We start from the raw sequence: 13,395 nt of genomic DNA on the forward strand, positions 1-13,395 counted from the left end.
TTCTCCGTTCGGTCATCGGCTACAAAAGGTAATCCTCCCGAGCTCCGGTCTGCATGATGCAGTTAAAAAATTTTCTGCTCCTTCTCCTGCTCCTGCCGTTTTTTCTTTTCCCCCGCCCGGTTCATGCGGGGGATCTTGCCATAGGCCTGGAGGACGGATGGATCTGGCAGGTGGCTGTGCTGCCGCCTTCGGACGGATGGGAAAGCGAGAGGGGAAAGTCAGCTCTCGGGGCCGTTCGCTATGCCGAGTGGAAAGTGAAAGACAGTGCGGACGGCGTGGCCGGCAGGGACATACGTTTTCTGAAGGAGGAACCCCTTTCCCGGGATGACGCGGAGGAGCGCGTAGCCCGCTGGAGAGAAAACGGAATTGCCGCCGTGCTTTCCTTGGGAGGTACCGAGGATATCTCTCTCCTTCGCCCCCTTCTCGGCAAGTCCGGTCCCGTTTTTCTTTCGGCTTACGGAGAGGGAGGCGACATCACCGAAGGAGGAGTTCCCCTTCCCATGATGTTTGCCCTGGATCTCTACAGAGACTTCCGGATCGCGGCTTTTGCGGAATATGCAAAGAGGACTCTCGGCCCGGGATCAGGGGTGGCGATCCTCGGAGACCGTTTGGACCCATCTTTGGAACGTTTTGCCCGGAACCTCGGCGACATGCTGTCTTCTTTCGGATATTCCGTCAGCCGCTTCTGGCTGCCTGGCGCCGGGATGGACTCCTTCAGGATGATCGAAGCCGAGGCCATATCGGAAGGTGCGTCCGTTCTTGTGTCATGGGCAGGATCCATGGTCGTCCGGGATATCTGGAGGGCTGTGAGGAGGAAAGAAGGAGTCTTTCGGATCTGGTACGGAGGGGAACCGTTGCGGCTTCTCCTTTCATTTAACGGCATCGTCGTTGCCGACCAGGACGTTCCCCTTGGGCGCGACCGGTCTTTCGTCACCCTCGGCCGGGAAATATGGAGACGCACCAGGACGGTTGTCAAGGATGCGAGCGCCGCCGGCAGGGCCTATGCGGCGTGCGAGTGGATCTTCGAGGGGTTCCGCAGGGCCGGATCAAAGGATCCCGGGCCCCTTGCGAACGCCATGAGAGCAGTTTCGGACACAGCTCTCGGTTCTTCAACCTTTTCAGTCAACCCTGCAACCCACCGTCCCTTTGCCAGGGAAACCGCCATTCTTGAGGTGGAGAACCGGACCTTCAGGCCGGTGGATTTTTTCCAGGTCAAAGGCCCGGAATATCTGCCATGATGAAAAGTCGCTGTTTTCAACCATTGAGGAGGATGACAACATGAAATTGAGGGACGTGGCACAGAGTATACGGGCGGAAGTGCTCTACGGAGAGGAACTGCTCGACACCATCGACATCGAGTGCGCCTACGGCGCCGACCTTATGAGCGACGTGCTGGCCTTTGCCCGTCCGGGATCCCTTCTCCTCACCGGGCTGACGAACATCCAGATTGTCAGGACAGCCCAGATGCTCGACCTCCCTGCTGTGGTCTTCGTCCGCGGGAAGAAGCCCCAGGAGGCGGCGGTGAAGCTTGCCTCCCAGATCAAGATGCCGCTGCTTCTGTGCCAGATGAGCATGTTCGAGACGTGCGGCATTCTCTTCGCGAAAGGAATTCTGCCCTGTCACATACCTGACAGAGGGGTGTAGAGCGTGGGGCAGGAGCCGTACGTCGAGGAGTATACTATCCAGGCGGGGGATTTTACCTCTATCGGCGAAGCCTCCACGAAATTCCGGGCGACCCTCAAGATGCTCGGGATTCCCTCGGAAGTTGTCCGAAGGGCGGCGGTAGTGGCCTATGAGGCGGAGATGAACGCCATGATCCATGGGGGAGGGGGAACTCTCCGCATGACAGTGGCGTCGGATCACCTGGAGATCATGGCCGCCGATCAGGGGCCGGGCATTCCCGACGTCGCTCTGGCCATGCAGGAAGGGTATTCCACCGCCTCCGACGAGATTCGGGAGCTTGGGTTCGGTGCGGGAATGGGACTGCCGAACATCGAGCGGAATTCCGACAGGATGAACATCGAAACGGAAGTGGGAACCGGGACGGTCCTCACAGCGAGAATAGACTTTCCGGGACAGTGATCTTTTTCTTCGCCCGGAGCGGCAGGCTGCAGCGGAATGACATGAAGGAGTGGTGAAGGTGTCCGGAGGAATTAGGGTTCGTGAAGCCCGGTGCCGAGGGTGCGCCAACTGCATAAAATCGTGTCCCACCGAAGCTATCCGGGTGATTGACGGACTGATACGCATAATCCCCGATCTGTGTATCGATTGCGGAGAGTGCATACGAAGCTGCAGGGACAAAGCCATCACCTTGAACGAGGATGAATGGGATCTTCTCAAGTCCAGGGATGGGCTGGTCCTCATGGCAGATCCCACCTTTTATGTCCAGGTGGGCGCCTATTCCCGCCCAAGGCTCATGAAGGAGGCCCTGGAACATCACGGGCTCAGGGACATTGCGGAGTATGCATCGATAGCCTTTGACCTTGCTGCCTACGCGGCGGCGGGCGTCATCCGTGAGGGAGGGGAAAACCGTCCGTATATCTCCACCTACTGCCCTGCCGTCATCAGGCTCATCCAGATCAACTTCCCGGAGCTCGTGGGAAGAATCCTGCCAGTGGAATCGCCCCTGGAGACGGCGGTTACCATCTGGAGGAATGCCACGGGAGGCAAGGAAAAAGTGACCCTCGTCGCTCCCTGTCCCGCCAAGGCAACCCTCGTCCGGTGCCCCGTGGGCAGAGAGAAGAGCTCTCTGGAGTACGTGGTAAGCGTACAAAAGGTCATCCGCGACCTTCTCGCCTGTAACGTCAAGGTAACGGGCACGAAGACGAAGGCTATCAGCAGACGGTGGCTTCTCTGGTCCATTTCCGGGGGCGAGTCGAGGCATATTTCGTCCTTCTCGGACAAGGGGCTCACCTCAGTGGCCGTCTCCGGCCTGAGAAATACCATGGACCTGCTCAACGAGCTGGAACTCGGCCGGTTCGGGGGAGTGGACTTCATCGAGTGCAGGGCCTGCGATCTCGGATGCATCGGCGGAACGGGAACCTACGAATCCCGGTTCCTCTCCCAGCTTCGCCTCGACAATATCGAGACGGAGTGGCTGCCCTCCCACGAGGAGATGGAAGAAATACGGACCTGCTACGACAAGGGGATATGGCGCCTGGACAATCCTATCCAGGTGAAGGAGCGGCTGCCCCTCTCCCAGGACCTGGGGGAAGCCATGGCCAAGCTCCGGGAGATGGACGCCATTTACGCAGGGTTGCCCCACATAGACTGCGGATCCTGCGGCCGTCCCTCCTGCCGTGCCCTTGCGGAGGACATCGTCCGCGGGCAGGGAGACGAGACGGACTGCATCTTCAAACTGAGAGAGCGCATCACCGCCCTGAGCGGTGAGATACGGGCTCTTTCGTCCAAGCTGCCCCACACCCTTCATCCCTCGGGAAAAAAGAGGCAGGGGACATGAAGATTTCCGGCATTACGGAACTCCTCGGCCTCACGGTCTATTCCCCCGGCGACCCGGCCAGGGAGATAGGAGGCGTCATTATAGGAGACCTTCTGAGCTTCATCATGGCGGAGGCCAGGGAAGGATGGCTCTGGATCACTATCCAGGTGCATCTGAACGTGGCGGCGGTGGCCGTTCTCAAGGAAGTGCCCTTTGTCCTCATAGCGTCCGGGAGAAAACCGGAGAAGGATCTCGTCGACCGGTGCCTTGCCGAAGGCATCACCCTCGCAGGCACGGATATGTCAGCCTTCGAGGCTGCAGGGCGGCTCTGGGAGGCCGGCCCGAAAAGGCTGACATGAGCCCGGCCCCCTTCTGGGTGGACCTTCATCTTCATACAGTCCTTTCTCCCTGCGGCGAACTGGAAATGGGGGCTCCGGAGATCGTGGAAGCCTACAGGAAGGCGGGCATCGCCCTCTGCGCCGTGACCGACCACAATGCCTCGGACAACGTGGAGGCAGTCGCCGAGGCCGCCGGAGGCAACCCTGTCGTTCTTCCCGGGATGGAAGTGCAGACTGCGGAGGATATTCATGTACTCGTGATTTTCCCCGGCCTTTCTGAGGCCGGGAATTTTCAGAAGTGGCTCTGGAAGAAAATGCCGCCGGTGGCGAACCGTCCGGAAATTTTCGGAGACCAGCTGATCATCGACAAGGACAACGGCATCACCGGAGAGCAGAAAATTCTGCTTGTCCAAGGTGCAGGGTATTCCGCCGACGAGACGGCTGAAGAGGCCCGGAGCAGGGGAGGGCTGGTTATCCTCGCCCACCTTGACCGGCCGTCCTTTTCCTACGAGGCGGTTCTCGGCCCTGTACCCGACGATTTTCCCTGCCACGCCCTGGAACTTTCCCCCGCAGTTTCCCACAGTGAATTTGCCCGTTGGAGAGAACGGTACCCCCATCGTATCTTCATCCGCTCTTCCGATTCCCACAGGCTTTCCACCATCTCCCGGGACAGGTGCACCGCCATGATGCTGGAATCCCCATGCTTCAGCGAGGTTGAGCTCGCCCTCGGCGGCCGGGAAGGACGCTCGGTGGTCTGCCCCTGGGGCGACGGTTACCGGTGGCGCCGCTCCAGCTCGGCGTAGACTTCTCTGGGGCTCACTCCGGAAGCGAGCAGGGCCGCCTCGAGGTGATAGAGAAGGTCCGCCGCCTCGCATACCGTTTCCTTCCTGTCTCCGGCCGCCACGGCAAGAGCGGTTTCAACCCCTTCCTCCCCGACCTTCTGCGCCACTCTCCGCAGCCCCTTTGACAGGAGCCGAGCGGTGTAGCTTTCGGCGGGGTCGTCAAAACGTCGTTTTTCCAGGTATCTCCAAAGGACGCCGGGAAAAGTTCCCCGTCCTTCGCAGGGGGGGGTGAGAAGCCTGTGGAAGCACGTCCGTTCTCCCGTGTGACATGCGGGGCCGGCCGGTTCCGCAAGGGCGAGAAGGGCATCACCGTCGCAGTCCAGCCTGAGTTCCTGGAGGGCGAGGGTGTTTCCGCTTGTTTCGCCCTTTTTCCAGATCTCCCTGCGGGACCGGCTCCAGAAGGTCATCATGCCGGAGGAAAGAGCGGCTTCAAGCGCTTCCCTGTTCGCCCAGGCCATCATGAGCACCTCTCCGGAAAGGACATCCTGCACGATGACGGGAACCAGTCCGTCTCCGTCAAATTTCACATCCTCCAATGAAAATACCATATTCATCACCTCGGCGGGCGGACGGGAATGCCCCGTTCCGCGAGATAGCGTTTCAGATCGGGGATGCGTATCTCCCCGAAGTGGAAGACGGAGGCCGCCAGGGCGGCGTCGCTTCCTGCCCGGAATGTGTTCAGTATATGCTCCATGGACCCGGCGCCGCCTGAGGCGATGAGAGGGACAGGAACCTTTCCCGAGACCATGGCGTTGAGTTCGTCGTCGTAACCCCTTTTCACCCCGTCCCTGTCCATGGAGGTCAGCAGAATCTCTCCGCATCCCCTCCGGACACCTTCTACGATCCACTCCAGGGCGTCCTGCCCGGTAGGGGTTCTTCCTCCGTCGATGAAAACTTCCCATTTCCCCGTTCCGCACCGCCCGGCGTCCACCGCCAGCACCACAGCCTGCTTTCCGAGCAGAGCGGCACATTCCTCGATGAGGGAAGGATTCCGGACCGCGGCGGAGTTCAGCGAGATTTTGTCCGCCCCGAGGGTGATAATATCCCTGGCCTGTTCCACCGACGAAATTCCGCCTCCTACGGTAAAGGGGATAAACAGGGCATCGGCAACCGACGATACCCAGGCGGTCATGGTCCGCCTTCGCTCCGCCGAGGCTGTGATGTCGAGGAATACCAGTTCATCGGCTCCCTCCTCCATGTATGCGGCGGCCATCCTGGCCGGATCCCCGGCGTCCCTGAGGTTCACAAAGTTTACTCCCTTGACCACCCTTCCGTCCTTGACGTCCAGGCAGGGGATGATTCTTTTCGTCAGCATTCCGAAGCCTCCTTCAGGGCGTCCTCGAGCCGCACCGCCCCCTCGTACAGAGCCCTGCCGAGGACGGCGCCGGACATTCCGTCCCGGGCCAGGGTGCGGATGTCCTCCAGGGACGATATGCCGCCGGCGGCGATAAAGGAAAGATCGGGAAAGGAGCTCCTCAGGCTTCGGTACATCTCCCTGTCCGGTCCCGTCCCCGTTCCGTCCCGATGAACGGCGGTGACGAGGAATAGGGTAAATCCCGAAGCGGCGATCCGTTCCACGAGCCGTTCCGGAGAGAGGGCGGCCGTTTCCTGCCAGCCGGAGACGGCAACCCGGCCGTTCCGGATGTCCACTGCGGGGATGACACTCTTCCCGAACCTCCGGAAAAGAGTTTCTCCCCCGGCTGGGTCAGAGGCGAACAGGCTGCCGGAGTAGACTCTTTCGGCCCCTGCCGAAAAAGCTGCTTCAAGGTGTTCCTCCGTCCGGAGGCCTCCGCCGTACTGGATCCTGAGCCCTGCGGCCTGTAGCGTTTCGATGGCGGAAAGATGGCAGGGGAAGCCTTTTTTCGCCCCCTCGAGGTCGATGACGTGGATCCAATCAGCTCCTGCTTCCAGGAAGGAGCGGGCCGTTCCCGCGATATCGGAGCCGAACACCGTCCGTTCATCGAATCGTCCTTGCCGGAGTCGGACAATTTCCCCCCCGAAAAGATCCATGGCCGGGAAAATCTCCATCAAGGCACCTTCTTCCGTATGTGGGCGGAAACCAGGGAAAGATGGTCCAGGCCTACCCGGCCGCTCCGCTCCGGATGGAACTGAAAACCGGCGATCCGTCCCCTGAGAACCATGGAGGTGAAGACGGTACCTCCCACAGATGTCTGCCCTGCGGCAAAGGCTGGGTCGAACAGAGCGTAGCTGTGAACGAAGTAAAAATATTCTCCCGAGGGGACCGCAGGGGTGAATTCGGGGGGCTTCCCCGTCCATTCCACCGAGTTCCATCCCATGTGGGGGATTTTCTCTGCTTCCAGGAGGCGAATTTCTCCCGGTATGAGGCCGAGGCCGGGATGATCCCCGTCCTCGAGACCCCGTTCGCAGAGGAGCTGCATGCCGAGGCAGATGCCGAGAAGAGGATTCCCTTCCGCAGCCCATGCAATAAGGCGGTCCGCCCAGCCTGATGCCCTGAGTCTTGCCGAAGCAGGGCCGAAGGCCCCCACTCCCGGGAGGACGGCCAGGGAGAATTCCGGCGTGAGCTCCGCCGGGGAGGAAAGAAGCAGGGCTTCCTCCCCGAGGGAGTTGAAAGCCCGGCGGACATTGCCCGTATTGCCCACCTGGTAGTCGACGATGGCGATCATACAAAAGTCCCCTTGGTGCTCTGAAGGTTCTCCGCGGGGAGGAACGCATCTCTCATGGCCCGTCCCGTCCCCTTGAAGAGGGCTTCGGCGAGATGGTGGGCGTTGTCGCAGGCGAGGGCCTGGGCGTGGAGCGTGATTTTGCCCTCCCTGCAGAAGGCCTTCCAGAATTCCGGGATGAGCTCCAGGTCAAAGTCGCCGCACTTTTCCGCCGGGAAAACGCCCTTCCATTCAAACTGCCCCCTGCCGCCCAGGTCCGCCGCGGCCAGCACGAGGGAACCATCCATGGGAAGGGCGCACCATCCGTACCGCTTTCTCGGTTTTTCAGCCGCCGCCGTGCCGAAGGCCCGTCCCAGGACGATGCCCAGGTCCTCAGTGAGGTGGTGCCAGTCCACTTCTTCGTCCCCGACCGCCTCCACCACCAGCCCCATGCCGGCATGGAAAGCGAACAGCTCCACCATGTGGCGGAGAAAGCCGCAGGTGACCGACACACTGATCTCTCCTCCCTCCGGAAGAAGTTCAAGGGAAATCGCCGTTTCTTTCGTTTTTCGCTCCAGTTTTACTGTCATGACCGTTTCTCCTTCACGAGGGAAGATATTTTGTTCATTACCGACCGGACTTCCTTCCACCGCAGCGCGGTGCTTTTCCTGCTTGCCACAAGCCTGAGGGAGACGTCGCATACGTGCTCCAGGACTTCAAGACTGTTGGCCCTGAGGGTGCTTCCCGTCTGGACGATATCAAGGATGCAGTCGCTCAGGCCGAGTTTTGGGGCCAGCTCGATGGAGCCGTGGAGGTGGATGATGTCCACTTGGGCTCCCCTGGCGGAGAAGTGCCCGTCGGCGATGCGGGGGTATTTAGTGGCAACCTTCAGCCCCATGAGTTCCGAAGCGTGTCCCCGGAAGCGTTCCGCCTGGCTCCTCGGGCCTGCCACCACTACGGAGCATCTGCCTGCCCCCGTGTCCAGCAGTTCCACCACGGGCATGGCACTTTCGAGAAGGACGTCGCCGCCGACAAAGGCCAGGTCCGCCGTCCCATAGCTCACGTACAGGGGAACGTCGGAGGGTTTGGCAAGTATATACCGGAAATCGCCCGCTTCTATGACGAGTTTTCTTCCAGGGGAAGCGAGTCCGTCGCAAGGCAGCCCCGCCAGGGAGATCATCTCCGCGGCATCCGTAAATACCCGGCCCGTGGGAAGGGCTATGGTGAGCATCACGATGCACCCCCCTTCCCGTCAGGGGGGAGAGTGTAGGCTGTCCCCGAGGCAAGATCGACCCATGAGCGGCATCCCCGCTTTTCCGCTGCCTGGAGAGACGTGTTTCTGTCGACGTTCCAGTTCATTTCTATACAGGTGCCGTCCGAGGAAAGATCTGCCGCCCTCCGGAGGGCTTCATCCGGAGAAAGACCCCCAGCCCAGGCCATCACCTGCGACCTCCGGGCGCGAAATCGTGAGAGACCTGCCGCCTGTTCAAGGTCGAGGGCGAACCCCATGGCCTGCCCCATGAGACCGCAGGAAGAAAGAAGCCTGTCGTACCGTCCCCCGCCTCCGAGAGACCTGCCGGACTCCCATGAATAGACTTCGAAAAGGGGACCGCTGTAGTAGCCCGGATCCCTTGCCAAGGAAAGGTCGATGGAGATCCTGTTCCCGTAGCCCTGGCTTTCCAGGGTCGCTGCCGTTGTCTTGAGGGCCGAAAGGGGGGCTCCCCTGCCCCAAAGCTTCTCCGCCTCGGCAAGGACGGAGATGTCGCCCCGGAGGCGGGGGATGGCCGAGAGGATCGTCCGGTAAAAATCGGGAATGTTCCCTTTCTCGAGGACGGCGAAATAGTCGGGAAGACTTCCTCTCCTGAGAGCGTCGGCGAGGCTCTCAGCAGCGGAGGATTCCGCCGACGCAAGGGCCCTTTGCAGAAATGTCGAGTCGCCGAGGGCAATGGTCGTCCGTTCAAGCCCGAGGGCGTCGAGAACCCGAAGGAGCAAGGAGAGCATCTCGGCGTCGGCCCCTTCCCCTTCCCACCCGAGGAGTTCCGCCCCGATCTGGAAGGATTCGATGGACGTCCTCGGAGGGGCGGACTTCATGTACACTCTGTCGCTGTAACAGATGCGCAGGGGGCGTTCTTCCGGGGCGTAATGGGACGCCAGGTACGCGACGGCGGCCAGGGTGATGTCTCCCCTCAGGCAGCACGGCTCGCCATAGGGCGTGGTCAGGGCGACGAGCCGTGACCTGACCTGGGAGGGCAGCTTGTCCCATGCCGATTCAAGGAGCTGGAGACCGGACGGAAGAAAGGGCGAGTAACCCCAGCTTTCGAAGAAGGCGATGAAAATCCTCCGGCACTCCTCCATGGCGGAAGCGAGCTCCCCCCCAACATTGACGCAACCTCTTGGCAGCCTGTTCATCATGATTCGGCTCCCGGGTCGGATTGTGTTCATAAATTCTTCCTCGCTTTATTAAGATGATATGTTAGAGTGTTGAGATGTTGGTCTCAAGGATGGTATCATTATATCCACCGGGTGTAAAGCTGCAGAAAAATCATTCATCTGCCGCCCGGAGGTGAAGGAGGAGAATCGGTGGCGAAGGGAGAAAAGGGGAGATACGTCTGTTCAGCCTGTGGTGCCGTTGCCTCCCTCTGGACGGGGAAATGCGCCTCCTGCGGGGAGTGGGGCGCTCTGGAGAAGGAACCGGACGCTCCCGTTCCCGGTGCGTCCGTCCGTTCGTCCCGGGCGTCAAGGGTAGACGTTGCCTCGGTGGTTCCGCCGGAAAGGATACCCACGGGACTGGACGAGTTCGACCGGGTTCTCGGCGGGGGATGGGTCCCCGGTGGGGTTTTTCTCCTCGGGGGAAAGCCGGGGATCGGGAAATCCACCCTTCTTCTTCAAACCTGCGGGATGATGGCTTCGGCCGGACACAGGGTTCTCTATGTTTCCGGCGAAGAATCGGAATCCCAGGTGGCCCTGAGGGCCCGCAGGCTGGAATCGGCCTCTGCCGGACTGGATCTTTTCTGCGACAGTGACCTGTCTGCCGCCCTTTCATGTCTGGACGACCACCGTTTTTTTGTGGTGGACAGCGTACAGGCCATGAGGGCCGACGGAGCCGAAGGATGGGCAGGCAGCCCCGGCCAGGTCAGGGCCTCGGCCCAGATGTGCATAGCCGCCGCCAAGGACCGGGGCATCCCCGCAGTCCTTGTGGGACACATCACCAAGGAGGGCAGAATCGCGGGTCCCATGTTGCTGGAGCACATGGTGGACGGTGTGCTGACCTTCTCGGGGGATGACTATTCTCCCTACAGAATGCTCCGGGCGAGCAAGAACCGTTTCGGAAGCACCGACGAACTCGGTGTCTTCGAAATGGGGGAGAACGGCCTGTTCCCCGTGAAGGACGTGAGCGGCCTGTACTGGAACAAGGCGGAGGAGTCGGTTCCCGGTGTTGCCATGACGGTGGTTCTCGAGGGAACCCAGCCCCTTGTGGCGGAAATACAGTCTCTGGCAGCCGCAACGGCTTTTCCGTACCCGAAGAGGACCGGTAGGGGAATCGACCTCAACAAGATCCAGCTCTTCACCGCCGTACTGGAAAAACGGTGCGGAACGGGGTGCGGTCTTTTCGATATTTACGTGAACGTGGCGGGAGGGCTTGCTCTCCGGGAGCCGGGGGCCGACCTTGCACTCTGTGCCGCCCTCGCTTCGGCGGTACGGGATGTGCCTCTCCCTGAAAAGTGCGTTTTCCTCGGGGAGGTGGGTCTGGCAGGAGAAGTCCGGCCGGTGGTGCGGCTTGCCGGAAGGCTCCATGAAGCGGCCCGGCTTGGTTTTACCAGGGCAGTGGTGAGCTCAAGAGAGGAACAGGCGACGATGAAAGCCCCCATAGACATTATGAGGGTGGCGACACTGAATGATGCCCTAAAGGCGGTGATGAGATGAACAGAAAGATTCGAACATGCTTGGGTGCCTTTCTTGCGGCATTCATACTTTTCCTCCTTCCGGTGCCGTCGGCGGCTTTTGTGATTGCCGCCTCCCTGGAAGGAACGGTGGGCATCTCCATGGAGAAATTTGTTGGGGATGTGCTGGACAGGGCTGCCGGGGAGCAGGCGTCGATAGTGGTCTTCCGGCTTGACACCCCGGGGGGCCTTGTGAGTTCCATGAGGAGTATCACCTCGGCAATACTGGAATCTAAGGTACCGGTGGTGGTGTGGGTATCGCCGAGCGGTGCGAGAGCGGCGTCGGCCGGAGCCTTCATTCTCCAGGCGGCCCACGTGGCGGCCATGGCGCCGGGCACCAACGTGGGCGCGGCCCAGCCGGTGATGGCGTCGGGTAAGGACGCTCCCGACACGGACATGAAAAAGAAAATCACCAACGACCTCGCCGCCCATATCCGGTCCCTGGCCCAGGTGAAGGAGCGCAACGCCGACGTGGCGGAGAGGATGGTCACCGAGAGCCTCTCCATAACCGCTGAAGAGGCCCTTTCCCTCGGAGTGGTGGACCTTGTGGCTTCCGACATGGAATCCCTCCTTATCGGCATTCGGGGGAGGGAGGTTACGGCGGGCAGCCGGACGGTGCGCCTCGATCCCCCTTCCGGCGAGCCGGTCGAGATCTCCATGAGCCTCAGGGAGAAAATTCTCCAGTTTGTCTCCAGTCCGGATATCGCCTATCTCCTCCTGACCGCGGGAGTGCTCGCCATCATCTTCGAGGTCATATCGCCGGGAGGCTTTGTCCTCGGAACTGCGGGAGCCGTCATGGTCCTTCTCGGAGCCTTCGGCCTCCGGATGCTTCCTTTCAACTGGGCCGGCATCGTACTTCTCGCCGCAGGCGTCGGCGTTCTGGTTCTTGACCTGATGGTGGGAGGGATTGGTGTGCTCAGTCTTTTCGGCCTTGCAGCCCTCGTGACCGGGGGGCTCATAATTTTCCGCGCTCCGGGAGGTGAGCTGTTGAATGTGTCCATGAGCTTCATCGCAGGAATGTCCATCGCTCTGGGACTGTTCTTTTTCGCCGCTCTTTATCTTGTCCTGCGGTCCATGAAACGGAGAACCTCTTCCGGCAGGGAGGGGATGATCGGTACGGTAGCGGAAGTGGTGGAGGACCTGGCGCCCGTGGGGCTTGTCAAGTGCCGGGGAGAGATATGGAGGGCCAGGAGCCGCGACGGCGCTCCCATATCCAGGGGAAGAACGGGAAAAGTGGCAGCGGTCCAGGGAATAACACTGGTCATCGATGAAGACGGCGGGAAGGTCCTTCCCGCCGGGGAAAGTTCGGAAAAACCAGCAGATAAATAAGGAGGAAAACCCATGGTTACCGACGCAGTGGAGATGATTCTCAGTATAGGCACATCCTTCGGATTCCTTATCATCGCCGTGTTCATCCTGGCATCGGCGGTGAAGGTGGTGCCCGAGTACCAGCGGGTGGTGGTCTTCCGTCTCGGGAGGCTCGTGGGTTCCAAGGGACCCGGTATTGTTCTGGTCATTCCCCTCATCGACAGGGTGGTAAGGGTTGACCTTCGTGTCGTGACTCTGGACGTTCCCGTCCAGGAGGTTATCACGAAGGACAACGTTCCCATCAAGGTGAATGCCGTGGTGTATTTCCGGGTCATGGACCCGGCTTTCTCGGTGGTGGAAGTGGAAAACTACATTCTGGCCACGAGTCTCCTCTCCCAGACAACCCTCCGTTCCGTGGTGGGGTCGGCGGATCTCGACGAGGTTCTCTCTTCGAGGGAGAAGATCAACAGCGAGCTTCAGAAGATCATCGACGAACGAACTGATTCCTGGGGCATCAAGGTCAGCGCCGTGGAAGTGAAGGAGCTGGAGCTGCCAGAGAGCATGAAGCGGGCCATGGCGAAGCAGGCTGAAGCAGAGCGGGAGCGGAGGGCAAAGATCATCAACGCCGAGGGAGAAATGCAGGCCGCCCAGAAGCTCAGCGAGGCGGCGAAGCAGATGGAGGCGTCCCCCATCACACTGCAGCTGAGGTACCTCCAGACGCTTCGGGAGATCAGCGGGGACAAGAATTCCACTACCATATTCCCTCTGCCTCTCGACCTTGTGAAGCCCTTCATGGACAGGTTTTTCAAGAAGGATGAAGCATAGGGCAGGAAGAACCTTTTCCGGATGAAGGCCGTTTCGGGGGTATTTTCTCCTCCGGAACGGCCTTGTTTGGTATATAATGCC

16 protein-coding genes are annotated in these 13,395 nt (G+C 60.5%); 9 read left to right on the top strand and 7 right to left on the bottom strand.

The features are described 5' to 3' along the window. The first annotated feature begins 53 nt into the window (after positions 1 to 53). Genes JMJ95_RS12560 through JMJ95_RS12585 form a run of 6 tightly spaced genes read left to right on the top strand, consistent with a single transcriptional unit; the run spans position 54 to position 4,580 of the window. On the top strand, positions 54 to 1,238 hold the full coding sequence (locus JMJ95_RS12560) for an ABC transporter substrate-binding protein (RefSeq protein ID WP_290685911.1): 1,185 nt from the start codon (positions 54 to 56) through the stop codon (positions 1,236 to 1,238). A gap of 40 nt (positions 1,239 to 1,278) precedes the next feature. Further along, complete coding sequence (locus tag JMJ95_RS12565) at positions 1,279 to 1,644, top strand: DRTGG domain-containing protein (RefSeq protein ID WP_290685914.1); 366 nt, start codon at positions 1,279 to 1,281, stop codon at positions 1,642 to 1,644. Positions 1,645 to 1,647: 3 nt separating this feature from the next. After that, a complete protein-coding gene (locus JMJ95_RS12570) occupies positions 1,648 to 2,082 on the top strand; it encodes an ATP-binding protein (RefSeq protein ID WP_290685917.1) in 435 nt (144 codons plus the stop codon). 58 nt (positions 2,083 to 2,140) lie between these two features. Then, entirely contained in the window at positions 2,141 to 3,460 is a 1,320-nt protein-coding gene (locus JMJ95_RS12575; protein WP_290685920.1) for a [Fe-Fe] hydrogenase large subunit C-terminal domain-containing protein, read from the top strand. After that, the gene (locus tag JMJ95_RS12580) at positions 3,457 to 3,798 is read left to right on the top strand and encodes a serine kinase (protein ID WP_290685923.1); all 342 of its coding nucleotides are present in this window, start codon (positions 3,457 to 3,459) and stop codon (positions 3,796 to 3,798) included. The genes JMJ95_RS12575 and JMJ95_RS12580 overlap by 4 nt, the downstream gene beginning before the upstream one ends. After that, positions 3,795 to 4,580 carry a histidinol-phosphatase gene (locus tag JMJ95_RS12585; RefSeq protein WP_290685926.1) on the top strand — a complete coding sequence of 262 codons (786 nt, stop codon included), beginning with the start codon at positions 3,795 to 3,797 and terminating at the stop codon, positions 4,578 to 4,580. Before JMJ95_RS12580 ends, JMJ95_RS12585 begins: the two co-directional genes overlap by 4 nt. Here the strand turns inward: JMJ95_RS12585 and hisIE are convergent. From hisIE to JMJ95_RS12620, 7 genes are read right to left on the bottom strand one after another with little or no spacing between them, the layout of a single operon-like run. Beyond that, positions 4,550 to 5,146, bottom strand: coding sequence for a bifunctional phosphoribosyl-AMP cyclohydrolase/phosphoribosyl-ATP diphosphatase HisIE (gene hisIE / locus JMJ95_RS12590; RefSeq protein WP_290685929.1), 597 nt, complete (start codon positions 5,144 to 5,146; stop codon positions 4,550 to 4,552). The two genes, JMJ95_RS12585 and hisIE, sit on opposite strands and share 31 nt — an antisense overlap. Before the next feature lie 26 nt (positions 5,147 to 5,172). Continuing rightward, a complete protein-coding gene (gene hisF / locus JMJ95_RS12595) occupies positions 5,173 to 5,934 on the bottom strand; it encodes an imidazole glycerol phosphate synthase subunit HisF (protein WP_290685932.1) in 762 nt (253 codons plus the stop codon). After that, entirely contained in the window at positions 5,928 to 6,647 is a 720-nt protein-coding gene (locus JMJ95_RS12600; protein ID WP_290685935.1) for a 1-(5-phosphoribosyl)-5-[(5-phosphoribosylamino)methylideneamino] imidazole-4-carboxamide isomerase, read from the bottom strand. The genes hisF and JMJ95_RS12600 overlap by 7 nt, the downstream gene beginning before the upstream one ends. Continuing rightward, entirely contained in the window at positions 6,647 to 7,264 is a 618-nt protein-coding gene (gene hisH, locus JMJ95_RS12605; RefSeq protein WP_290685938.1) for an imidazole glycerol phosphate synthase subunit HisH, read from the bottom strand. The genes JMJ95_RS12600 and hisH overlap by 1 nt, the downstream gene beginning before the upstream one ends. Next, complete coding sequence (locus JMJ95_RS12610; RefSeq protein ID WP_290685941.1) at positions 7,261 to 7,830, bottom strand: imidazoleglycerol-phosphate dehydratase; 570 nt, start codon at positions 7,828 to 7,830, stop codon at positions 7,261 to 7,263. Before JMJ95_RS12610 ends, hisH begins: the two co-directional genes overlap by 4 nt. Continuing rightward, on the bottom strand, positions 7,827 to 8,471 hold the full coding sequence (gene hisG / locus JMJ95_RS12615) for an ATP phosphoribosyltransferase (protein WP_290686023.1): 645 nt from the start codon (positions 8,469 to 8,471) through the stop codon (positions 7,827 to 7,829). Before hisG ends, JMJ95_RS12610 begins: the two co-directional genes overlap by 4 nt. Further along, entirely contained in the window at positions 8,471 to 9,652 is a 1,182-nt protein-coding gene (locus JMJ95_RS12620) for an ATP phosphoribosyltransferase regulatory subunit (RefSeq protein ID WP_290685943.1), read from the bottom strand. The genes hisG and JMJ95_RS12620 overlap by 1 nt, the downstream gene beginning before the upstream one ends. A gap of 168 nt (positions 9,653 to 9,820) precedes the next feature. Here JMJ95_RS12620 and radA point away from each other — a divergent pair, with 168 nt between their 5' ends. The 3 genes from radA to JMJ95_RS12635 are packed head-to-tail and all read left to right on the top strand — an operon-like array spanning position 9,821 to position 13,314. Then, positions 9,821 to 11,164 carry a DNA repair protein RadA gene (radA, locus tag JMJ95_RS12625; protein WP_290685945.1) on the top strand — a complete coding sequence of 448 codons (1,344 nt, stop codon included), beginning with the start codon at positions 9,821 to 9,823 and terminating at the stop codon, positions 11,162 to 11,164. Continuing rightward, positions 11,161 to 12,510: a nodulation protein NfeD gene (locus JMJ95_RS12630; RefSeq protein WP_290685948.1), complete on the top strand. Its 1,350-nt coding sequence runs from the start codon at positions 11,161 to 11,163 to the stop codon at positions 12,508 to 12,510. The genes radA and JMJ95_RS12630 overlap by 4 nt, the downstream gene beginning before the upstream one ends. Before the next feature lie 12 nt (positions 12,511 to 12,522). Further along, positions 12,523 to 13,314 (top strand): slipin family protein, encoded by a 792-nt coding sequence (locus JMJ95_RS12635; protein ID WP_290685951.1) that lies wholly within the window; start codon positions 12,523 to 12,525, stop codon positions 13,312 to 13,314. The last annotated feature ends 81 nt before the right edge of the window (positions 13,315 to 13,395 follow it).

The organism is Aminivibrio sp., from assembly GCF_016756745.1.
Lineage (GTDB): Bacteria > Synergistota > Synergistia > Synergistales > Aminobacteriaceae > Aminivibrio.